Source organism: Saccharibacillus sp. WB 17, assembly GCF_008634075.2.
GTDB lineage: Bacteria > Bacillota > Bacilli > Paenibacillales > Paenibacillaceae > Saccharibacillus > Saccharibacillus brassicae.
This window is the reverse complement of record NZ_VPFK02000025.1, coordinates 1-25,175: the sequence shown is the minus strand read 5'-3', so window position 1 is coordinate 25,175 and position 25,175 is coordinate 1. Positions and strand designations below refer to the sequence as shown.

12 protein-coding genes and 1 pseudogene are annotated in these 25,175 nt (G+C 55.0%); all 13 read left to right on the top strand.

Going from position 1 to position 25,175, the window contains the following annotated elements:
• Positions 1-121: 121 nt before the first annotated feature.
• Positions 122-2,140: a DUF5693 family protein gene (locus FTE24_RS14185; protein ID WP_150235130.1), complete on the top strand. Its 2,019-nt coding sequence runs from the start codon at positions 122-124 to the stop codon at positions 2,138-2,140.
• Positions 2,113-3,240 carry a polysaccharide pyruvyl transferase CsaB gene (gene csaB, locus FTE24_RS14180; RefSeq protein ID WP_150235132.1) on the top strand — a complete coding sequence of 376 codons (1,128 nt, stop codon included), beginning with the start codon at positions 2,113-2,115 and terminating at the stop codon, positions 3,238-3,240. Before FTE24_RS14185 ends, csaB begins: the two co-directional genes overlap by 28 nt.
• A 9-nt stretch (positions 3,241-3,249) precedes the next feature.
• Entirely contained in the window at positions 3,250-4,017 is a 768-nt protein-coding gene (locus FTE24_RS14175) for a WecB/TagA/CpsF family glycosyltransferase (protein ID WP_150235134.1), read from the top strand.
• A gap of 101 nt (positions 4,018-4,118) precedes the next feature.
• On the top strand, positions 4,119-5,240 hold the full coding sequence (locus FTE24_RS14170; protein ID WP_150235137.1) for a glycosyltransferase family 4 protein: 1,122 nt from the start codon (positions 4,119-4,121) through the stop codon (positions 5,238-5,240).
• Between the two features lie 278 nt (positions 5,241-5,518).
• Complete coding sequence (locus FTE24_RS14165; protein WP_160441769.1) at positions 5,519-9,058, top strand: S-layer homology domain-containing protein; 3,540 nt, start codon at positions 5,519-5,521, stop codon at positions 9,056-9,058.
• 190 nt (positions 9,059-9,248) lie between these two features.
• Positions 9,249-9,590, top strand: a complete 342-nt coding sequence (locus FTE24_RS14160) for a hypothetical protein (RefSeq protein ID WP_141447415.1) — start codon at positions 9,249-9,251, stop codon at positions 9,588-9,590.
• A 564-nt stretch (positions 9,591-10,154) separates the two neighbouring features.
• Positions 10,155-13,178 (top strand): S-layer homology domain-containing protein, encoded by a 3,024-nt coding sequence (locus FTE24_RS14155; protein ID WP_160441768.1) that lies wholly within the window; start codon positions 10,155-10,157, stop codon positions 13,176-13,178.
• A 199-nt stretch (positions 13,179-13,377) separates the two neighbouring features.
• On the top strand, positions 13,378-14,583 hold the full coding sequence (gene metK, locus FTE24_RS14150) for a methionine adenosyltransferase (protein WP_150235143.1): 1,206 nt from the start codon (positions 13,378-13,380) through the stop codon (positions 14,581-14,583).
• 177 nt (positions 14,584-14,760) lie between these two features.
• The gene (locus FTE24_RS14145; RefSeq protein WP_150235144.1) at positions 14,761-19,197 is read left to right on the top strand and encodes an Ig-like domain-containing protein; all 4,437 of its coding nucleotides are present in this window, start codon (positions 14,761-14,763) and stop codon (positions 19,195-19,197) included.
• A 292-nt stretch (positions 19,198-19,489) separates the two neighbouring features.
• Positions 19,490-22,186, top strand: coding sequence for a stalk domain-containing protein (locus FTE24_RS14140; protein ID WP_150235146.1), 2,697 nt, complete (start codon positions 19,490-19,492; stop codon positions 22,184-22,186).
• An 83-nt stretch (positions 22,187-22,269) separates the two neighbouring features.
• On the top strand, positions 22,270-23,466 hold the full coding sequence (locus tag FTE24_RS14135; RefSeq protein ID WP_150235187.1) for an ATP-binding protein: 1,197 nt from the start codon (positions 22,270-22,272) through the stop codon (positions 23,464-23,466).
• Entirely contained in the window at positions 23,438-24,163 is a 726-nt protein-coding gene (locus tag FTE24_RS14130; RefSeq protein WP_141447410.1) for a response regulator, read from the top strand. Before FTE24_RS14135 ends, FTE24_RS14130 begins: the two co-directional genes overlap by 29 nt.
• Positions 24,164-24,389: 226 nt before the next feature.
• Positions 24,390-25,175, top strand: a pseudogene (locus FTE24_RS14125) (hypothetical protein); the annotation flags it as partial.

The window sequence follows — 25,175 nt, the reverse complement described above, 5'->3', positions numbered from 1 at the left end:
TCCCGAGGATGCCTCTTGCCAAAGCGCGCCGAAGCGGCGCGTTTCGGCAGGGGGCGTCTGACTTATACAACTTGAACAATGCCGGATGCGCGAGTCGTGCCGGCAAGGAGGTATACCGAACTTGAGTCAGAAGTGGCGGCAGTGGAACAAAGCTGCAAGTAAAGTATTGTGGATCCTGGTGATCCTGGGAATCGTGGCTTCTCTTCCGGTCGCGTACGACCGGATCCGGACAGAAGGCACGTCCAAAAACGTGGAAATGATTTTCGATTACCGGGACCTGATCCAGGTATCTTCGTACCAGGGCAATCCGAACGCTTTTATCAATGAACAGCTCGACGTACTCCAAGAAGCCGGCATTCATACGATGGCCATTTACCAGGCTACGCTGACCGAGCTGTCCAACTCCCGTAGAATTACGGTATACAGCGAGCAGGATGCGGCACGTCTGACCGGCAAAGTGCTGACGGCCAACGAGAACGCTACATATCTGCTGTTTACGGACGCGGAGAGCCAGAGCCGGATCGAACCGATCATCCGCAAAGCGTTCGCCAGTCAGGAGATCGCCGTTGCGGACTGGTCCCTGAACGGACGGAGCGGTCTGAAGATCGCGACTCCGCTGCAAAACGCCGTGCTCAAAACGATGGAACCCGACCCGATCTCGATGGAACGGTTGGAGCAAAAAGGATTCCATCTGCTGCCGCGTCTGGGCAACAGCGCCATTTACGATCAGGAAGCGCTGGCTTCGCTGCTCGACCGGTTCAAAGCCGCGGGCGTGGACCGCATTTTGTTCGACGGCGAAGAGACGCCGGGTTATGCGGAAGAGCCGGAAGACCGGCATCTGGACGAATTCGCCCAACTGCTGAACGAGCGCGGAATCGGCATCGCCGCGATCGAGAATCTGCGCGGAGCCCAGCGCGGGTTCGAGACGTTGGCGAAAGAGACCAACTATAACGTTGCCCGCCTCTACTCGCTCAGCGGCCGCGACTCGGCGCTCGATCCGGACATTCTCGCCGATCGTTTCGCTCTGGCCGCCAAAGACCGCAACATTCGCATGATGTTTATTCATACGGCGGTTCAGACGAACAGCGTCGAAGGCAAAATTACCGACACGATCGAGAATATCGTCGAAAGTCTGGAAGGACCGGAAGGCGCTATCCAGCGCATTCAAAATTACGGCTTCGAAATGGGCACCGCGTCCGCGTTCGACGTGGCCGAAATGGCCGGACAGAACTATTTCCGCTGGATCGCCATTATCGGAGCGGTTGCCCTCGTCGCGCTGCTGGTTTCCATTTTCGTGCCGCCGCTGACCCTGCTGTCCTTCGTGTTGGGATTGGTCGGAGTCGCCGGACTTTACGTGCTGCGTCCGCATGTTATGGAGCAGGCGCTCGCGCTGTTCTCCGCGATCAGCGCGCCGACGATCGCGATGGTGTTCGCCGTTCGCAAAATCGATCGCCTGCACGAGGTTGGGCAGACGATGAGCACCGGCAGACGGTTGGCGCACAGCATTTTGCTGTTCCTGCGCACGAGCGCGATGTCGCTTATGGCCGTACCGTTCATCATCGCGCTGCTCCATCACGTCACGTACCAGCTTGTGCTGGACCAGTTCCGCGGAGTCAGCCTGCTGCATCTGGCGCCGATCGCGCTGACCGCGTTGTACGTACTGTTTTATCGCAAAAACTCGGCATTCGGCAGCGTAGGCAAAATCATGCGCATGCCGGTTACGATCGCGATGGTCGTCATCGTGGCGATCGCCGGAGTCGCCGGACTTTACTACTTGTCCCGTACCGGAAACAGCGGCAGCGCAAGCTCCCTGGAGATCGCGTTCCGCAACCTGCTTGAGAATACGGTCGGCGTGCGTCCGCGTACCAAAGAATTCCTGCTGGGCCATCCGATCTTTATTGCCGGTATTTTTGTAGCCTTGAAATATCGTCATGCAATCTACGTGCTGATCATTGCGTCGATCGGCCAGCTGTCGATGGTCGACACGTTCGCACATATCCATACGCCGGTCTGGATCTCCCTCGTCCGCGATCTGCTCGGCATCGGCTTCGGCATTATCGTCGGCCTGGTATTCGTGCTCTTATGGCAAATCATCGAAAGGTGTTGGAAGAAATGGTCTCCGCTGCTCGCAAGATTGTAATATCGGGCTACTACGGATTCCGCAACAGTGGGGACGAGGCGGTGCTCAAGTCGATTCTGACCGCGCTGGAACAGGAAGGGAAACGGATCGGCATCGCATTCGAGCCGATCGTTCTCTCCGGGGATCCTTCCTGGACGTCCGGCATTTACGGCGTCAAGGCCGTGCACCGAATGAACATGAAGGAAGTACGCCAGGCGATCAAGGAAAGCGACGGATTGATCAGCGGCGGCGGAAGCCTGCTGCAGGACGCAACCAGCGCCAAAACGATTCCTTATTACGTCGGCGTGATCCGGCTGGCCCAATGGATCGGCAAGCCGGTGTTCATCTACGCGCAGGGCGTCGGTCCGGTCAGCCGCAAGTTTTTCTACCCGCTGATCCACGGCGCGTTCAAACGCAGCGCTTACGTATCGGTGCGCGATCAGGAATCCGCGCAGCTGCTGCATGCGATGCGGATGGACGGAAGCCGGATCGAAGTGGTGCCGGACCCGGTGATGGGACTGCCGCTGCCGGCGGGCGCGACGTCGAAATTCCCGGCTGAGAAGCCGGGCGACCTGCCCAAGATCGGCATCTCGGTCCGATTCTGGAATCCCGACCGGACCGAACTTGCGGGCATCGCGGACGGCCTGCGCAAATTGGCGGAGAGCCGCAGCGTCCACTTTTGCTTCCTGCCTTTTCACCTGCCGGATGACGAAGCCGCTTCGAATTACGTGATCGAACGGATGGGCGACGTCAAATCGCTCGGTTCGAAGATCACGACGCGGCAGACGGAAGATCCGCAGGCGATGCTGCTTGAAGTCGGCCGCTGCTCGGCGCTTGTCGGCATGCGCCTGCACAGCCTGATCTATGCCGCTTCCCAGCGCATTCCGCTTGCCGGCATTTCGTACGATCCGAAGATCGATAATTTCCTCGGCCGGTTAAAAGTCAAAGCGATCGGCACGAGCGAGGAAGTGCGCCCGGAGCGTCTGGCCGAAGAGCTGGCGCATCTGCTGGACGACGCCGAGAGCTGGAAATCGGACCGCGAGCCGCTGATTGCCGGTCTTCAAAGCGAAGCGGCGCGTCCCGCGCGGGCGATCGCCGAATATTTTGCACAAAAAGGATGAGCGAAACTTATGAGTCAAATCCATCTTGAAGACGGAGTCCGGCAGGTGCCGGTCACTTCGATCCTCGGCGTGAACGTCTCGAAGCTGGGCATGCGCGATACGGTCGACGTGCTGGAACGCGCCGTCGCTTCGGGCAAACCGCATCAGATCATTACGGCGAACCCGATCATGATCATGGCGGCGCTGGAGAGCGAAGACAATATGCGCGCGATGCGCGAAGCCGAACTGATCGTGCCGGACGGCGCGGGCGTCGTGTGGGCAGCCGAAGAATTCGGCGATCCGGTCGCCGAACGCGTCGCCGGGTTCGATCTGTTGCACGAGCTGATGAAGCGCGGCGAGCAGTTAGGCTGGACCGCGTACCTGCTGGGAGCGGCGGAGGAAGTGGTTCAGGAAGCGGCAAGCCGGTTACAGAACCAATATCCGAAGGTTCGAATCGTCGGCGTCCGCAACGGATATTTCGGCGAGTCCGAAAATGCGGGCGTGATCGAACATATTCGCCAGGCGAAGCCCGATCTGCTGTTCGTGGCGCGGGACGCCAAGACGCAGGAGCCGTGGATCGCGCGCCATAAGCAGGAATTGGGCGCTGCGGTGATCATGGGCGTGGGCGGAAGTTTCGACGTAATCTCCGGCAAAACGAAGCGCGCTCCGGTGTTCATGCAGAAGCTGCGCCTCGAATGGTTTTACCGGCTGGCGAAGGAACCTTCGCGCCTGCCGCGGATGATGGCGCTGCCCCGGTTTATGCAAACGGTCAAAAAAGCGAAAAAAAGCACGGGATAAGCAGCTTTTTACGCCAAAAATCGCATATTCGTGCTGGCATTCAGCCGCGGGGCGCGGTATAATGATTCCCGGTTGAAACACATTGGAGGTTTGAGACAAACATGTTCATTGTCTATATTCTCGGTTTCGTACTTGCGCTCGGATTGGCTCTCGGTTTGACTCCGCTCGTCAAGCGGTTCGCCATCAAGGTCGGAGCGGTAGACGTGCCGAACGCAAGAAAAGTGCATACGCGCATCATGCCAAGACTCGGCGGACTCGGAATTTTTCTCGCTTTCGTCATCGCGCTGCTTGCCGTGCTGCCCTTCCTTCCGTTCGATTTGTCGCAGCGGGACGGGAACTTTATCAAGGCCTTCCTGACAGCCGGTACGATCATCGTGCTGACCGGTGCCCTGGACGACCGGTTCGACCTGAACGCCAAACTGAAGTTTCTTATTCAGATCGGTGCGGCTTCCGTCGTCGTGTTCGGATTCGGCATCAAAGTGGATTTCGTCAACATACCTTTTATGGATGCATATTCTTCGCTTGAAAACTGGATCGCCATTCCGCTGACCATCTTCTGGATCGTCGGCGTGACGAACGCGGTCAACCTGATCGACGGCCTCGACGGCTTGGCAGCCGGCGTATCCGGCATCGCGATCGGCACCATCCTCGTGATGGCGCTGATCAACGGCAATCTGCTGGTAGCAATGCTCTGTCTGCTGCTGCTCGGCGGAATCGTCGGTTTCCTGTTCTTCAATTTCCATCCGGCCAAAATCTTTATGGGCGATACCGGCTCTCTTTTCCTCGGATTCAGCCTGGCCATGCTCTCGCTGCTCGGCTTCAAGCAGATCGCCGTCCTGTCCTTCATCACGCCGCTGATCATCATCGGCGTGCCGCTGTCGGACACGTTCTTCGCGATCGTGCGCCGCAAGCTGCAGAAGAAGCCGATCTTCGCCCCGGACAAGGGCCATTTGCACCACTGCCTGCGCGAACTCGGGTTCAGCCACCGCCAGACGGTGCTGATCATTTACGGCATCGCGGCATTCTTCGGCATTCTGGCCGTCATCCAATCCGCTTCCGCCATGTTCGAAGCGAACTGGGTCACGTTCGTCGTCATCTGCGTCATGATGTTCTTCCTGCAGATCGGCGCCGAAGTCATCGGCCTCGTCGGCCAGACCAAGCGTCCCGTGCTGCGATTCCTGGCGCGCTTCAGGGTGAAGCCGGGCGACCGGACGGAACCTTGAGTCATTTTCGGAAGCATCAACAGCCTTATTCCATCTTTCCAAGATGGGGTAAGGCTTTTTTTATTCATAAATTAAGGGTTTTTTATAACATATTGCAGGGACAGGGCCGATAAAAAAGATAACGACGCGTAGTAAGAGTAAGCAGGAACAGTAAAGTGGGAAATGAGGGAGATCCATTGCGGAATGGCAACAACAACACGACGTTCATTGAACGTACGTCGAAAAGGGGAGCTGTACAAGTGGGTAAACAGGGCATTAAGTCTCTGCTGAGCTTAATGATGGCAGTCGTATTGATTTTCACCCTGCTTCCGGTCTATCCGGCAGCAGCGGCAGGCGGAAGCTTGAAAATCACCAATTTGAGTCCCGATATCAAGGCGCCTACCAACAGCGCCAACGGCAAGATCGACATTATCGGTACGTTTCAGGATGTGAACACGTCGACGATCACTTACGTGATCGAATCGATGGTAGGAGATAAGGTTGTCGGCAGCAGCAGCGGCGGCGACCGTCAACCGGATACGGGAGACAACAAGACGTTCAAGTTTTATCAGGTCAACGTGAAATCGGGACTTAACCGGATTACGGTCAAAGCGACCACCACGACCGGCCAGGAAGTTTCGAACCAGGCTTACGTCACGTTCATCGATGCTCCTAACCTTTCTTCCGTAAAAGTCGGAGCCGAAGATACGCAGGAAAACGTTCCGTTCGTCGTATCCTCGCAGACGCCTTCCATTACGGTAGAAGCTCCGAACGCGGCCGACGTCACGCTGAACGGCAATTCGATGTTCAGCGGCGGAGCCGGCACGTTCTACGCCACGCCGACGTTGACGCAGGGTTCCAACAAGCTGACGTTCGTAGTCAAGTCGGCTACGTCTTCGTACGCGGAGACACGGACACTCGTGTATTATGACGGCAACGCACAGGTATACAATACCAAGATCGGCACGACGGCGATCGAGCCGAATACGACCGTCGAAGGTTCGCCGGCCGGACAGCTGTCCGGCGAAGTCGTCATCGCCATGCCGGCAAGCGGCACGGCACCGAATACGCTGGACGGCAAGATCACGTTCAACAAAATCGTAGACAACACGCCGCAGGTCTATACGAACTTCAATGAAGCCAGCGTTACGCTGACGAAAAAAGATACGGTAGGCACTTCGCTGGTCATCTACAGCTTCCGGACGACCGCCTCCGTGGATGCGCTCGATTCGGGCTCGTATCAACTCGACCTGCGCGTCAACAGCCAACAGCGCGCAACCGTAAACTTCAAAGTGCGCGGAACGAACGATTCTTATATCAAAAACATTTACCAGCTCTACGGAGTGACGAACGGCGCAAACAGCATCAGCTCTTACAGCAGTAAAGTTCTTTTCGATGCGGGCACGTCTCCGTATGTTTCCGTTCCTGAACTTCCGCTGTGGATCGCCGTCGATACGGGCAACTCCGCCGCGGTCAATATCAAAGTCGACGGTACGGCGCTGCCGGCCGGCAACTACAAAGCTTTTACCGATTCGAGCGGCACGGGCTACAACGTCTACCAAATCACCAAGCTCAAAAGCGGACGCCAGACTCTGACTTTCGAATACGGAAGCGATTCGGTCTCCGTTCCGATCAACTATCAATCCGCTCCTTATATCCAGGTGACCAACCTGTATAACGAGCAGGTCTTCACGAGCGCCGAAGACGTCAAATCGGTTCAAGGCCGCCTGATCAACTTTACGGCAGCCACCAATACGGTTACGGTCGAATACAGCGGACGGACCAAAACCGTGACGTCTACGGACGGAACGTTCTCGCTCAGCTCCGCGGATTTCCCGCTGACGCTGACGCCGGGCTCCAACACGCTGACGCTGTCGGGTACGACGGACGGCAAAAAAGTCTCGACGACGCTGAATTTGTACCTGATCGAAAACGACAGCATTCAAATCGAAAATTTCCATCCGCTTCCGGTCAATTCCCTGACCCAGGACAATGCGCTCTTTATTCCGGGAGAAACCGACAAGTATACGACCAATGAATTGTCGATGGACGTCGAGTTCGCCATTACGCCTGCCGATACGGCAGACGAAATCATCGTGCGTCTGGACGGCAACAAAAAAGAAACGCGCCTGACTCGCGGAACCGGCACTTCGTGGTCCCAGTCTACGGGCGAACTTAGAGTCAGCTCCAAAGCAGGCACCGTAAACGGGTTTATTATCGAGGATCTGTCCCTTCCGACGACGGGCGACCTGAAAGTAACCGTATTTGTACGCAAAGGAACTTCGACGACTTCGAAGACGCTGACGGTAACGCGCGAACTGCGTCCGTACACGATTTTGTCGCCGAAACTGCCTAACGAAAGCGTCATTACGCAAAACTTCCTGGATATCAGTATCCAAGCCGAAGGCGCGACAAGCGTCCTCGTGGGCAAACTGGCTCTGGAAAAAGGCGATAAAGACATTTTCCGCGGCCGTCTTACCGGATTGAAAGCGGGCAAAAACACCGTTAAGTTCGTAGTCAATGCCGGAAAGACCAAAACCAACGGAACGTTCGAAGTGAACTACTCGTCCGAAAACGTGCAGGGCGCGCAGTACAGCACGACGATGCCTTCCGGCGGCAAGCTCAAACTGTTCAAAGGGGATCTGCAAATTTCCCTGCCAAAAGGAACGCTGCTGAGAGAAATCAACCCGACGCCGGGCAGCCAGTCTCCGACAATCAGCTTGTTCGACAAGCAGGAGTTGATCGCGGGAATCGCGAGCCCTCTGGATGGACGTACGCTTAAAATTTACAATCAAGTCAACGTAAACGACGGTCAGGGCGGATACCGCGACGGCCAGTTGAAACTGCTGGAATCCAACGGTACGATGATCAGCCGCATGGTGCCTAAGCCGCACTTCGGTTATGCTTCCAACCTGTACTGGACCGATGCCGGGTACTTCACGTCGACCGCTACAAGCGACGATTACAAAACCGTTCCGGGCAACCAGCCTTATACGACTCCGGGCTTCGAAAGCCGTTCGTCCAAGCAGTGGCTGGAACCGACCCAAACCGGTACGATCACTATCAAGTATGACCCTAAACTGGTCGATGCTTCGGCCGGCAACCTGGGCATCTGGAGACTGAACGGCAACGAATGGATCAACCTGGGCGGTACCGTCAACAAATCCGCCAAAACCGTTACGGCTCCGCTCGACGGATTCGGTTATTACGCCGTACTCGGCCTGCGTTACAGCTACGGCGACGTCATTGCCCAATCCGACCTGCGGGAATCCGTAGAGATGATGATGTCCCGCGGCGTGATGAAAGCCAAAGATGCAAACGAATTCGGCGTCAACGAAGTCATTACGCGCGGCGAGTTCGCGACGATGCTGGTGAGAATGCTGAACATTCCGCTGGATTATGACGAAGACATCACCAAACGTACTTTCGATGACGTAGGTCCCGTGACGAACCAGTACATGGATTATCGCTACATCGAAACAGCCGTGCGCAAAGGGATCATTCGGGGTACGGGTCCGAGAGTGTTCATGCCTTACAACACGCTCAGCCGCGAAGATGCCACGATGATGATTGCCAGAGCGATGAACCTGAAGCTTACGGATAACACCAAAGCCAAAGCCGGTCTCGAAAAAGCGTTTACCGATGCCACGACCATCAATGCCAGCTACGCAGGCGCCGTTCTCGCGGTGACCAAAGGCAAGTATATGGAAGGCAAGGCCAACAAACTCGAAGAAGGCCAGAAGAAGGCGACGTACCGCTTCGATCCGAAAGCGACGTTTACGCGTGCCGAAGCTGCCGATATCGCAGTCAAGGTCATGAAGAAAATGAAGTCTCTGTAAGCTTGCAAGAATGATTTCGATTTAACGCAACTAAACCGAAGCACGGAGCGTCTCTATATTTTGGAGGCGCTTCTTGCTTTTTCTATGTCCGTACGTTTGAAAGATTGTCTAAAACCGTTTTTGTAATTTAAAGCAGTTTACGTTAAAATAACGAATAACAATACTTACTGCGAAGGTGGAAAACGTAGCGATGAAACCGATTAAGTCGAAAGCCCAGATCGATTACATGAAAGCCAAAACAAAGTTCGAGGAACGTTCCAAGGTATTGGAAGCACGCGTAGCCGAAGAACAGAAGACCGAAGAGGTTGAACAGGAACTGATGGAGAAGTTGGTCATCGAGACCGGATTCCACGACGCGTTCAATGAATTGGCAGAAGCCGAGAACGAGCTGATCTCCTGGTCGCATGCCACGATCAAGCACGACAAGACGTACAAGGACAACAAGAAGCCGATCGACGAAATGTACGAGAAGCTCGATGTCGATCCTCAGATGCGCGCCCGTATTATCCAACTGGCTCTGCGCATTCGCTAACAGCGGCTGCGTCCGGAGTTTGTAACCTTCTATAATAGAAGAACAAGATAGAAGAACACAAAAAGCGTCGATTCCCGGCGCTTTTTGTGTTTATAAAGATAAAAAGCGGTTTAAGTAAATGAGTGGACATCTCTCATAATGAGGAAAAGCGCTAGAAGTTACAGACATTTTAGAAAAACGAAAAAAACTTTTAAAATGCCGCAACTTTATTGTAACCTTCAGCGTCTAATCTATTGAGTGTCAAAACAAGACGCCTTTAGCTCCTGATCTTCCAAAGATTGGCCTTAAATCCGTAAAGTTGTGAGCCCTTGTGCGAAAATGGACTTTACGGCGGTTAGCGACCAATGTATAATACGGGAAGCGGGACTGGCTATCCTTTGTCTTTGCACTTACTTAACTACCGGTTTCAAGTTTCTGTGATACCCGTCACAGACCTTATTTATACTTATTTACCTGCTCTACTCTGGAAAGGGGGTGCAATCAGCGATTGGTAACATGAGCGAATGCGAACCGACTACAGACAAAAAAAACACAGCTTTACTCCAAGGAGGAGAACAAACAAGTATGAAGAAAATTGTATCCCTGGCCCTTTCTACGGCTATGGCTCTCTCGATGTTCGCTTCGGTAACATCGGCAGCAACGCTTACTACGCAAGAAAAGTATAACGCACTGGTTACTCAAGGTATCTTCGCCGGCTACCCAGACGGCAACGCTTACCTCGACAAAGACATGACTCGCGCTGAATTCGCGAAAGTAGTAGCTCTGCTGACTGGTCTGGAAACTTCGACTACTGGCACGAACTCCTACCAGGATCAAAACTATGCGAACGCTTGGTACAAGCCTTTCGTTGAAGCCGTAACGAAAGCCGGCTACATGCAAGGTACAACAACTGGAACTAAAAAACTGTTCAACCCGAACGGTAAAGTAACAGTTCAAGAAATGGCAGCTACACTGGTACGCGCAGCTAAGCTCGAAGTTCCAACTACGGGCATCAACAACAGCGCATCGGCTTGGGCCAAAGGCGAAGTACAAGCTGCAATCAACGCTGGCCTGATCAGCGGAACTTCGAACTTCACGGCAGCAGCAACACGCGGCCTGCTGGTTGACACAGCTTACTCGTACCAAACTGCAGTCGTTAAACCGGCTGTAACTTCGTACGAAGTTACAGACAACGGCGCAACTGTAGTGTTCACGCTGGCTAACGGTGAAAAAGTAACAGTTAAACCTACAACGGCTCTTAAGCCTAACGTAGCTACAACTGTAACATTCACTTACGACGGCAAAGATTACAGCGAAAGCGTAACTTGGAAAGTAACGGACGCTACTAAGGTTGAGAGCGCTGCTGCAAGCAACCTGAAGCAAGTAACTGTAATGTTCGACGGACAAGTGGACAAATCGTCCGCAGAAAACGTCAACAACTACAGCATTCCGGACCTGACGATCGAAAGCGCTATGCTGTCGGCCGACAACCGTTCGGTTACCCTGCTGCTGGCTGACACAGCCAACAACATGCTCGCTAACAACCGTCAAACTTCGGTTAAAGTTAGCAACGTGAAGCAAAACACTGGAGCGACTGTAATCTCCGGTACTGTAAACTTCACACCTTCGGACGTAGCAGTTCCAACAATCACTGAAGTTAACGCTCTGGGCACTGGCGCAGTAGAAGTTATGTTCAGCGAGCCAGTTGTAGCTAGCTCCATCACCGTTGCCGGCATCAACATCGACGGCCGCGCAGTAGCTGCAAACTTCAAATACGACTACGACAGAAACTCGGTTGTGATCGAGACTCCTCTGACAGTAGGCGAGCACACAATCAGCCTGTCGAACGTACGCGATTACTCGGGTCTGGTAATGGCTCCGGTACAACGTACATTCACAGTAGTTGCGGACACGACTGCTCCTACGATCGCTTCGACAACTTCGAGCGACCTGCGTGAAGTAACCGTAACATTCAGCGAGCCAGTTCGTACGATCGGAAGCGCACGCGCTAACAACGTATCGACTCCGGCAAACGTTGAACTGTCCGGCAGAACGGCTAAACTGACGTTCTCCAGCAACCTGAGCTTCTCTGCTAATACAATTACGCTGACTGGCGTAACGGATTACAGCGGCAACGCTGCTCAAACGCTGACAGCTACAGTAACGCCTACACTGGATCTGACGGCTCCTACCGTAATCGGTACTAGCGTTGGTACAGCAAACGGCAACTACTATGTAGACGTTCAATTCAGCAAAGCTGTAAACGTTGATGGAACCGAAGCGGGTTCGGCTCTGAACCGTAACAACTACACGCTGAGAACTACTGGCGGCGCTGTTGTTACGAGCGCAGGTCTGACTGACCAAGGACATCCGGTAGTCGTTCCAGCAGTACAAGGAACAAACAACCGTACCGTTCGCGTTACATTGGGTCCTACAACTGCACTGACAGCAACGAACTACACGCTGGAAGTAGCTGGCGTACGTGACGTAACGACAGCTCAAAACATCCTGACTCCTTACAGCGCACAAATCGCTCTGAGCCAATCGGCTACAGCAACGATCGAACGTTCGTGGGTTAACGGATCGTGGGTATACGTACAGTTCTCCGGTCAAATCGCGACTAGCGGTAGCGGCAACGCTCTGGAAGCTTCCAAATACCGTCTGAACACACCAGCAACTCCAAGCGCAGGCGGCGTTGCGACTACAGTACTGACAGACCGCAATGCGGATGTTGAGCCAGTAGGCGCTAACACTGTACGTATCTACGCTAGAAACTTCGTGAACAATGCACCTACCCTGGCGGGTAACAGCATCATCGCGAGCTACGTTGGCAACGCATCGGGTACATTCTTCACTAGCCCGGACCGTAACGGCCGCGTAGAAGCAATCACTGGAATCTTGTCTTCGGAAAATGCAATTTCGATCACTAACGCGCCAAGCGTAAACAACAACCGTACGGTTGAAGTAACGTTCAGCGGTCAAGTATCGGGAGCATCCGTGAACAACGTTCGTTTCAACTTCACTGGAGCAAACGGCGCAACATTTGTAAGACCTACAAATGTTACGAACTCCAACAACAACAGAACTCTGACGATCACGCTTCCAGAAAGCGTACCGGCTGACTTCACAAACGGTAGCATTGTATTCGAAAGCATCGCTGACCAGTTTGGCAACACGCAAACTAACGCGACTAAAGCTGTAACGAATGCATTCAGACCAGTAGCTTCGACTACTGCTCCGACTGTAACTCGTGCAACTTACAATGCAACTCAAGATACAATCACTGTAGCGATTCCTGTTACAAGAGGCGTATACGTAAACGGAAATGCAGCTTCGGCAGCACAACTGTTCTCCGCTAGCGTAGGCACTAACGCAGCTGTCAAAGGCGCAACAGTAGCAGTAACAGGTACTGACCTCAAAACAGTAAACGTAACGTTCGCAATCCCGGTTGCTACTCCAGCTAACACTCCGGTATACGTAACGTTCGACGGTTCGGCAAATGCTACAACTAAGCTGATTGCTACAGGCAGAGACGTAGAAGCAGCTGATACAGCTGCTCTGGGAAGCTTCACTGTTAACGGTTCGATCGTAACTGGTCCTACTCGTTAATAGAAACAAGTAACTCTCAGCAATCTGTATGCAAAAACACCCCGGGACGCCGGGGTGTTTTTTTGTTTTATTTGACACTCCATCCCAAATCCGCTACCATTACAACCGAGGATGGAATCATTGACCTTTTCCCGATCGGGAAAGGTTCGTTTTTTGTATACGGGAAATTTCAAGGTGGAATTCAAGGAGGTACACGCTTATGTCGCTTCAAGGACGGCGTTTATTTACGTCCGAATCCGTAACGGAAGGTCATCCGGACAAGATCTGCGATCAGATCTCCGATGCGGTTTTGGATGCGTTTTTGGTTAATGATCCGAATGCTCGGGTAGCTTGCGAAGTTGCCGTCGCGACGGGCCTAGTGCTCGTCATCGGTGAGATCAGCACGAAATCGGAATACGTGGACATTCCGGCCATCGTGCGCAACACGATTAAGGAAATCGGGTATACCCGTGCCAAATACGGGTTCGATTACAATACGTGCGCGGTGCTGACTTCGCTTAACGAACAGTCGGCTGATATTGCGCAGGGCGTCAATTCGGCACTGGAGACACGCGATCCCGAGCAAATGAAGCTTGAAACGGAAAACATCGGTGCCGGCGACCAGGGACTCATGTTCGGCTTCGCGTCGAATGAGACGCCGGAACTGATGCCGCTTCCGATCGCGCTGTCGCATCGCATTGCTCGCCGCTTGGCGGAAGTTCGCAAGAACGGAACGCTCGAATACCTGCGGCCCGACGGCAAAACGCAGGTGACGATCGAATATGACGGCGATACGCCGGTTCGTGTCGATGCGATTGTGGTCTCCACGCAGCATGCCGAAGAAATCACGTTGGAGCAAATCCAGCGCGATATCAAAGAACATGTTATTCTGCCGGTTGTACCGGCCGAACTTTTGGACGACGCCACTCAATACTTTATCAATCCGACTGGGCGTTTCGTGATCGGAGGCCCGCAGGGAGACGCAGGACTGACAGGACGCAAGATCATCGTCGATACGTACGGCGGTTATGCACGCCACGGCGGCGGCGCTTTTTCGGGCAAAGACCCGACCAAAGTCGACCGTTCTGCGGCTTATGCGGCCCGTTACGTAGCCAAGAACCTGGTAGCCGCCGGGTTGGCCGATAAATGCGAGATTCAGCTGGCGTATGCGATCGGCGTAGCCAACCCGGTCTCGATCAGTATCGATACGTACGGAACCGGTACGGTCAGCGAAGAGACGCTTGTGAAGCTTGTGCGCAAGAACTTCGATCTGCGCCCTACCGGCATTATTCGCATGCTGGATCTGCGCCGCCCGCTGTACAAGCAAACAGCGGCCTACGGCCACTTCGGACGTACGGACATCGATCTGCCTTGGGAACGTACGGACAAAGCGGAAGATCTCAAAAATCAGGCCGGCGTATCTTAAAGGTTCGTTTTCCTGTTCATTTAAAGCGATCATTACGTTACAAAGGGTCTCCTTCGGGAGGCCTTTTTTGCGCTGCATCCCTCCACGTCCGTGGGCTGCTTGGCTAATCATTTTCTTGCTCTCTTCCGATATAGAAAAAGACTGTCTGTTACGGATTTCGGAAGGAGAGATGTACGAATGAAAAATAAAATCGCATTGGCCATGGCTTCCTTGATGATGATCAATCTGCTTGCGCCCGCCGCATGGGAAACGATGGGTGGAGCGCAAAGCTCTAATATCGCGGCCGCTGCCGAGGCGGAAGCGACCGCTTCCGTTCAAACGTATTCGCCCGCCGTCAAAGCGCCCAACGTGTCTTTGACACCCGGGTTTTTGCTGACTTTTAATCGTGCGGTCAAGTTGGCCGAAGGGGCAGCGGACAAAACTTTCGTGTTGAAAAAACAAAGCGATAACACCACGGTACGCACGATCAAAGGCAGAGAACTTCAATTTCAGACCGAAGGGACACAAGTGGTACTTCCAAGCGACCAGCTCAAGCTTGAGCCCAACACCGGTTACTATATTTTGGCCGATGCGGGCCTGTTGTCTCCGGTTCTGAAAGATACGGAGATTCAGCAGGGCGTTTCCGCCAAAGTCTGGACGGGCATTACGAGCGCGATCACCTGGACGTTCAAGACGGGGGCGGAAGCCGATACGACCGATCCCGAACTGACTGCAACGAGCCCGTCGAACGACGAGATCGGAGTGAAAAGCGGCTTCAAAATGGGATTGGCTTTTTCGGAAGCCGTTGCCGCGGCAGAAGGCGATATCGTCTTGACGCAAGAAGATCCGGCGCTGCCGGATAACAAAGCGATTCTTAAAATTCCCGTTCTCTCGGAAAAGGTAAGCGGATTGGGTACGGCTAACGTATCGATCAAACCGGATGCGGAATTTTTGAAGCCCGGCGTTCGATACCGGGCGCATGTCGATGCCAACGTGTTTGCGGACATGTCGGGACGATTCTACGCCAAGGCGATCGACTGGACGTTCCGAACCGAGTCGGCCAACAACGTGGCACCGACGATTTTAACGCAAAATCCACAGAACGGCTTGTCGGGAGCAGGGACAGACGGAACGTTGTCGATTCGGTTCAGCGAACCGGTCGTACCGAATAAAGGGACCGAAGCTTTGCCAAACAAAGGCGGCGTCTCCATTTATCGGCTGAACGACGGCAAACTCATTCAGACACTGACGCCAAGCGAGTTCAAGATGGACAGCGAGACCGGTGCGCAGGCTTCCGCTTCTTACCAAGGACTGGAACGCGGCACGACTTATTATGTGCTGGCCGATGCCGACCTGTTCCGCGATTTGGACGGCACGCCGTTCGCCGGCATTCCGACTTCCCGGACGTGGACGTTTACGACGACAGGGGACGCTTTGGCTTTGTCCGCGATGCTGCCTCAGACCGGCACGACAGGCGTGACGGCCGGCTCCAACCTGCAGCTGACGTTCAGCCGCAACGTATATCCGAACGGCGGCACGGGAAGCCTTCGAATCGTCAGAAACGACGGAGTCACGGATACCGTGACGCTGGGCTCCGGACGCATTACCGGCGGCGGAACGAAGACGATGACCATTACGCCGGCGACGCCGCTTGTGAGCGGGTATACGTATACGGTAGAAGTTCCGGCCGGCCTGTTCGGAGATTCGGAAGGCAACGTCTATCCGAAAGCCGGACAGCCTCTGACTTGGAGCTTTTCGACGATGGCGGATACGGGGCTGCTGCAAATGTCCAGCCTGTATCCGACCGACCGCAGTACGAGCGTCCCTACCGATGCCAAGCCGACTATCCGCTTCAACCGAAACGTGGCTTTGAGCGGCACGGGGATTACGTTGTATCGCAGCGGAGGAGCGAAGGTCGAAGCGGAAGCTGTCGTCAATCCCGCCAACGCGGCGGAAGTCATCCTCACGCCCAAAGAGAAACTTGCGCCGGGAACGTTCTATTATGTCGACTTGGAAAACGGTGCGGTGAGAGACCGGGTGAATACCGGGATTGCTTTTGCCGGAATCAAAGGGAGCACGTCGTGGAGCTTCCAGACGTCTTCTTCCGACAGCACGCTGCCGGTCATCCAAAGCGCCAAAATGGATAGCCCTACATTGATACGTCTCGCCTACAACAAGTCGCTGAACGTATCGCAGACGCCTCTGCTGGCCAGTTACACCGTATGGGTGAACGGAGAGAAGCGGGCACCGGGCAGCGCGTATATTAGCGGAGACAGCGTGTATATCCGTTTGGATACGGGAATTGCGGTCGGCCAGGACGTGAAAGTGTCTTACGATCCCGGAGTCCGTCCGCTCATCGATTATAACGCGAACGCGGCCGCTTCCCTGTCTTCTTACGCGGTTACGAACGGGATCGACAGCGCCATGCCTAAGCCAAAAGAAGGCAACGTATACGGCAGCATGATTACGTTGATTTTCGAGAACGGCGTTAAAGCGCCTACAGCGCAAGCCGCAAGGCAGTTTACCGTAACGGCAGGCGGACGCAGCTATGAGGTTCGTTCGCTCAGCAGCAGCGCCCAGGCGCTTCTGCTGTATCTGGATGCGGCAGTACCGGACGGAGCCGTCGTAAAAGTGAACTACACGCCTGCCGGATATCCGCTGCAGGACGTGCTGGGGCAAAACATCTCCGCCTTTTCCGACTTCAGCATTCGAAACCTGATGGATACCCGTCCGCCGGAGTTCGTGAGTGCGGAACTTGCCGGCACGGAGTTGGTCCTGAATTACAACGAGACGCTCAGAACGGACGCACTGCCGACCAACAGCCAATTTTCGGTACTGTCGGGCGGCAATCCGGTGTACGTGAACGGCGTCAAAGTCACGGGCAGTCAGGTTCGCTTGACGCTTGCTTCTTCCTTGATCGCAAACGGAAACATCACGGTATCGTATGTTCCGGGGACGTTGAAGCTGGCCGATCTTAACGCCAACGCCGCCGGTTACCTGAATCTCCAACCGGTCGATGCGGCTTCCGGCACCAGCGGAATTCGTACGGCGAGCGGGAATGCGGGACAGGTTGCGGTAACGTTCACCGGTTCCCTGCTTACGCCGGCAGAAGCGGCTTACAAGCAGTTTTCGGTTACGGCGGACAACAACGCGCTGGAAGTGACTTCGGCTTCGTTCGCCGGCAGCACCCTCACGCTCAAGCTGGGAACCGAATTAAAAGCCGGGCAAGTCGTTATGTTGTCCTATATGCCGGGCGGAACGCCGCTCAAGAATGTATCGGGAACGCCGGTCATCGGCTTCAACCGTATGCCGGTGCAAAACGTCACCGGAACGACGACGGCGACAGACCCGGCGACTACGCCCGCAGCGGACGGATCGATCCTGCCGGCATCCGAATTCGGCAAAGAAATGACGATTCTTGCGCGCTCGGCGGCCGTTTCGTCCGATGCGACTTCGGCGCTCAATACGAATACGCACCGGTATACGCTTAATGCGGTCGAGCTGCAAAAAGCGTTGGATGCCGCTTTTGCGCGCAGCTCCAAAAACGGCACCGTCGTTTTTGAAGTACCCGACGCGGAAACGGCCGGAGTCGTCACGATTCCGATCCAGCCATTGAAAGACGCTTACGCCAAACACAACGGCCTGTCGTTTACGGTCCGGCACAAAGACATCGCCTACGAACTGCCGCTGGCTTCGCTGGCCGGCGTATCCGGCGGAAGCGATGCGCAGCTGAACGTGCAGCTCGAAACGGTGCCTGCGGCTTCGCTAGGTCGCACCATCACGATGCTGAGCGACGCGGACGCGCAAATGCTGACCGGTCCCGTCGATATTCGAACTTCCGTCAGCCCGTCGGGCGGTGCCCAGTCTTCCGCCCAAAACGTCGACCTGCTGGGTACGTACCGGTTGAAACTGAACGTGAACGCTCCGGCTTCGCGGACGTCCGTCGTCTATTTTGACGGAACGTCGACCTCCCCGTCTTTTGTGCCGACCAAGACGAGCGCGCAATCCGCCGGCATGCTGTTGACCGGGGATTTCACGGGCGGACGTACGCTGATTCCGGTCAATTCGACCCGCACGGTCAGCGGAGCGGCCGGACATTGGTCGCAGGACACGGTTAACGAACTGGGCGCCAAGTATGTGCTGAGTCCGACTTTGTACAATGCGTTCGCTCCAAAAGCCAACATGACGCGCGGCGAGTTTGCCGAACTGATCTCGCGCGGCTTCGGATTAAGTGCCGACGCTGCGGCCGCGGCCGCTTTTAGCGATATCGGATACAGCAAAGTGCCGATCGGATCGATCGGTGCCGCCGTCAAGGCAGGCATCATCAACGGAAATACCGACGGCACGTTCCGGCCGAACGATTCGATCACGCGCGAGCAGATGGCGATTATGATGGTTCGGGCGTTGAATTATACGGGAACCGAGCTGACGCTTGACGGCAGCGCAAGTCAGGTTCTGTCTGCTTTCAAAGACAAAGCCAAGATCAAATTCGTCGACGAAGCCGCCAAAGCGGTACAAGCCGGCGTCATTCAAGGAGCGAGCGGCGGGAAATTTAATCCGCAGGGCAGCGCGACCAAAGCGGAAGCGGCGACGATGCTCCAGCGCGTTCTCCAAAAATCGGGATATTTGAACTAAATTCCTGCCTAAATCAAAAGTCCCAAGCATTTTTTTCTTCTTCAGCCAAACTTTATTTACCCGTAAACAAAAGCGATCATTTCTTCGGATTATTTGAGGAAATGATCGCTTTTTCTCTTTTCATTTTGCCGAAGTAAGGTAAAATTAGTTATTGTGATTTCTTTTTTGTCGAATTTGCAGGAACTTTTTCACGCCGTTTCAGTCTATTAGAATAGTGGCGTATATAGGTCTACACTACAGAGTCATACATACGCGAACGAATCTGCACAGATAGGGAGCGAAACTCAACCTCATGAACAAGCAGGGCAGCAAAACGTTGAAAACGAGCCGAAAGTGGATGATCGCCGCGCTGGCCGGAGCCTTGATCGTACAACCGCTGGCCGTACCGGGCTGGGGAGCGCTGACCGGTACGTACACCGCTTCCGCGGCGGCAGCCGTGTCGATCGAGAAGGCGTCGGAAGAGATCATTACGTCGGGCGCCAAACTGATGACCTATAAATATTCCGTACCCCGCTCGGGCAAAACGGCTTCGGGACTGGCGGACGTGATCCAGGTGGATCTGAAAAATCCGTACGTGAAAATGGATGTCATGACCGGACGCGGCGGCAAGTTCACCACGCTTCAGACCGTCAGCGGCATGGCCAAAGAAACCGGCGCGGTAGCCGGCGTCAACGGCGATTACTTCAATACGGCGGCGGAAGGGGCTCCGATGGGCGCGCAGGTATCGAACGGCGTCCTGATGTCCAGCCCGTCGGATCTCAAAGGCATGTACGCGTTCGGCGTGACGAAGGACCGCAAACCGGTGATCGACCAATACGATTTTGCGGGCACGGTCACAGCGAGCGGCGGGCAGCCGTTTGAACTGTCCGGCATCAATTTGGTCTCGTATTCGACAGAATCGGGCAAAACCTACAGCCACGTGGACGCGATGTACATGTACACGGAAGCGTGGGGCAACGCGGAACGTCCGAAGAACAGCGCGACGATTCCGTCCGAAGCGCTCGTGCAAGACGGCGTCGTGACGAAAGTCTCGCTCGGCAAAGCGCTGGAAGGCACCGTGCCGGCAGGCGGCTACATTTTGCGCGCGCACGGAACGGCGGCGGCGTATCTCAAAGCGAACCTGACCGTCGGCGCCAAAGTCCAGACCGACTACAGCCTCGTGTCCAAAACGAACGGGCAAAAGCTCGATCCGAATTCGCTGGAAGTGATGATCGGCGGGCATACCATTCTGGTCGATAACGGCAAAGCGTCTTCGTTTTCCCGCAATGTCGATTCGATCGGCGGCTACCGGGCCCGGACGGCGCTCGGCTACTCCCAGAGCGGACAGTACGCCTACATCGTGACGGTGCAGGACAACGACGGAAGCAGCGGCATGTCGCTGACCGAGCTTCAGGGACTGATGACGAGTCTTGGCATCTGGAAAGGCATGAACCTCGACGGAGGCGGATCGACGACGATGGTGACGCGTCCGCTCGGCGAAGAGCAGGCGCAGCTGACGTTCACGACCGAATACGGCGGAGAGGTGCAGCGCAGCGTCGTCAACGGGCTCGGCGTCTACACCACGGCTCCGGCAGGCCAATTGAAAGGCTTCGCGGTCAGCGGCAAAAAGCAGCTGCTGATCGGTGAGACCGCAAGCTACAGCGTCAAAGGGTACGATACCTACTATAATCCGATCGCCGCGTCGAGCATCAATCCGGCGTGGAAATCGAGCAATGCGAACGTCGCGGTCAGCGGAAGTACGTTTACGGCGAAAAAAGCGGGCACATCGACGATTACGGCCACGAGCGGCGGAGTGACTTCCACGTTGCAGGTCGAAGTCGTGGGCGCGGATTCGTTGTCGGCGCTGAATCTCGGCACGACCTCGGCTCCGCTCAAGGCAGGCACGACGATTTCGCTGCCGGCAACGGCGACGCTGAAATCCGGCGGCACGGTCAGTATCGATCCTTCGGCGCTGCAGTGGGAATTCATCGGGTTCAAAGGCAGCATCAAAGACGGGACATTGAACGTGACTTCGGTCGATGCCGGAACCAAAGTCGGCTATGCGATCGCAAGCTACGAAGGGTTCAAAAGCATGCTGACACTGGCGGACGTTCAGGAGAACAGCTGGGAAAACTTCGAGAACGTCACGTACGGATTAGGCTTTACCGGCAGTCCGTCGGCGGTGACCGGCAGCGCGCAGATCAAAGCGGGGAGCGGCACGCATGCCAACTCCAAAGTGCTGCGGATCGACTACGATACGACGGGAGGCACGGGCAACAAGTACGCCTACGCCAACCTGAACGGTTCGTCCGGCAAAACGCTGGCATCGGGCGCAGGTTCGATGAGTCTCGACGTATTGGGCGATAACAGTTACAATTGGCTACGTGCCGAAGTTGTCGGCGCCGACGGCAAAACCGTCTACGTCGACCTGGCCAAAAGCCTGAACTTTACCGGTTGGAAAACACTGACCGTCAACTTGAACCAATACGGCAGCATCGCGTATCCGGCCAAGTTGAAACGGATTTACGTGGTGAATCTGGCAGAAGGACAAGACGAACGTTCGGCCAGCGGCTTCGTGGAAATCGATAATATCAAAACGATGTCCGCGGCTTCCGCGGGCTCGCTGGACCTTCCGTCCGGCGTGACCGCGAAGATGACCGTCGGTTCGAAAACGCTGCTCACGAACGGAACGTCCAGCACAATGGACGCGGCTCCGGTCGTGCAGGGCGGCGTCACCTATCTGCCGGTCAAATATATCACCGATGCGTTCGGAGGAACGTCGGGCTGGGAAGCGAAGACCGGTTCGATTGCCGTTCGGCGCGGCGATCAACTGCTTGTACTGAATTTGAATAAGAAGGACTATATCCTCAATGGAAAACGCAAAACGGGCGAAGCGGCGACGATAAGCGTTTCCAATAGGACTTTAGTCCCGGTCAGGCTTGTTTCCGAGCAGCTCGGATTGTCCGTAAAATGGGAACAAAAAACGAAGACCGTGACTATCGAGTCATGATACGATAGGTTCTGAACGATCACCCTTACAATAGGAAGGCTAGCAAAAAGGTGAACGCCAGAAGAATGGAGTCGATTTTGCCCGTGGATTTCCAAGCGGATGCTTTAGACCGAGTCATCAAAAATGCCATTCAAGTCGTGGAAGACAGCAAGTATCAAATTTTTGAGATATTGGATCAGTCCCGCGCCGAACTCAACTCACTCACCGAAGAACTGCAGAAGGTCATCAAGGATACTTCGGACACCGCCGACAAAGTCGACGATCTCGAAGGTAAATTCCGTCTTTCCCGTATCCGGCTCACGGAAGTGAGCCGGGATTTCGTAAAATATACGGAGAATGATATTCGGCAGGCCTATGAACGGGCGACGCAGTTTCAGTTGGAGCTTTCGGTGTATCGGGAGAAAGAAGCTTATTTGAGAGCCAGGCGCGATGAGCTTCAGCTTCGCGTGCGCAATTCGATGAACGCGATCGAGCGCGCGGAGACGCTGGGCTCGCAGATGAGCGTCGTTACCGAGTACTTGTCCGGCGGAGAAGTCGGTCAGGCGACCAAAATGCTGGAATCCGCCAAAACCCGTCAGATGGTCGGCCTGAAAATCATTCTGGCTCAGGAAGAAGAACGCAAACGCATTTCCAGGGAAATTCATGACGGTCCGGCGCAACTAATGGCTAATATGGCGCTCCGGACCGAAATCGTCGAGCGCATGCTGAGCAAAAAAGATTACGGCCGCGTTCAAGAAGAAGTGGCGGATCTCAAAAAGCAGGTGCGTTTCAGCCTGGAAGAGATCCGCAAAGTTATTTTTAACCTCCGTCCCATGGCGCTTGACGACCTCGGATTGATTCCGACGCTTCGCAAGTACACGCGCGATTACGAGGATAAGAACCGGATTCGTACCGTATTCGAGACGAGGGGCAAAGAGTATCGGCTTTCTTCCGCAATGGAGGCTGCCGTCTTCCGTTTGATTCAGGAGGCGCTCACCAATGCGGCCAAGCACGGGGACCCGACTCACGTCGTCGTCGAGATCGCCTACCAGACGCAGCTCGTCAAAATTTCGATTCGGGATAACGGGCGCGGTTTTAACACGGAAATCTTGGAGCAAAAGGCGAGTCAGCATGTGCACTTCGGTCTGATTGGAATGCGGGAAAGAGTCGAGCTGCTTGAGGGAAGAATGGAGATCGAATCAGCCGAGAATCAAGGAACTAAAATCGTGATCCATATCCCGACGAATGTAGAAAATGGAAAGGGGTATGAAGATGGAGAGCATGAACTCGGAACAAATTAAAATTAAAGTACTTTTGGCTGACGATCACCAGTTGTTCCGTGAGGGATTAAAAAGGATTTTGAACATGGAGGACGACATCGAGGTCATCGGGGAGTGCAGCGACGGCATTCAGGTGCTGGAATTTTGCAATTCCCTCAAACCCGACGTCATCCTGATGGACATCAACATGCCCAACGAGAACGGCGTGGAAGCGACGGCGAAACTCCGCGAGATTTTTCCGGATATCAAAGTTATCATGCTGTCGATTCATGACGATGAAAGCTATGTCTTCGAGACGCTTCGCAAGGGAGCAAGCGGCTATCTCTTGAAAGATATGGAAGCGGAATCGCTGATCAACGCAATCCGCAGCGTAGCGGCCGGCCACGCTTATATTCATCCCAAAGTGACGGGCAAACTGATTCAACAGCTGCAGCGCATGACGTTCGTCAACGAGCGCGGCGCCATGTTCGAAAGTACGCAGAACGAGGAAGCCGGCGTCAAGTTCATCGGCGGCGAAGACAATCCGCTGACGCGCCGCGAAGCCGAAGTGCTGCGTCTCATGTCGGAAGGCAAGAGCAACAAAGCGATCGGCGAGTTCCTGTTTATCAGCGAGAAAACGGTCAAGAACCATGTCAGCAGCATTTTGCAAAAGATGGAAGTCGAAGACCGTACGCAGGCCGTAATCAATGCGATCAAAATGGGCTGGGTTACGCTGTAAGTGTGACGATTCGCGAAGATATAAAGATGCATTTTTATTTCATGAACGAAAGTAGGGAATTGATAGAACTTGGAAAAGGTTAGTAAGTGAACAAAATAACGTAAAATCCGAAACGGTCTCAGACCGGTCGGAAGGAATGAAGCACACTCCTTATACGCTCTCAAGAGCGAAAAGGGTGTGCTTTTTTTGTGGGATTTTCTAAAAAAATTTGGCGGGAGGCCTGAACATGAAAGCTTCATTATACGCGGCGGGAGACGGGAACGAGAGAAAATTGTATTTATCGCTCGATTTGGAAGCGGACTTTTTGTGGTGGGGACCGTTCGGCGCCGCGGAACACGGCAATGCGAGCCGGCTGCCCGGGAAGCTGGTTTCTTCCGGCATGCCGCTGCAGTGGGCCGCGCGCCTGAGCGGAAAAACCGTGCAGAAATCGGCGGATCATTGGAGCACCCAAGAGTGGGAAAGGTATATTCGCCGGTGGCTCGCGCCGGAGCTTGCGGCTGAAGATCCCCATTCGATCGCGTCGCTGCTCGGGATGCAAGAAACGGATGGCGGAAGCGCAGGGCAGCGATGGATGGAAGCGGGAGGCCGGGAACCGGGCGAGCCCGACATCGATCAACTGGAAAAGAAACGGCATTTGAACGAGCAGGCCCATGTGCTCGGAGAACTGCTGGAAGGCCGTTCGCTGCTCGGCCGCGAACTGCTTGCGATGATTCGCGAGATCGCCCCGGGGCTGGAACGCGATTGGAAAGCGATCGTGCAGTGGGCGTATTTGCAGGGACGGCTCACCTTGTCGGGCGCGGTGGAGAAGACCGCGGGAGCCGGCCCAAGTCGGCTTTGCGGCCGACCGAGCGGGGAAGCTCGCCAGAGCCGCTTGTCCGGCGGCCGCTTCGCCGCCGCGTCCCGCGCCGCGCATCGCTGCGTGCGCTGCGGCAGCGAAGCTGCGGGCGGCCCCTGCGCCGCCTGCGGCTCGGCGGACTGCGCACGCTGCGAAGCGTGCCGCGCGCTCGGGCGC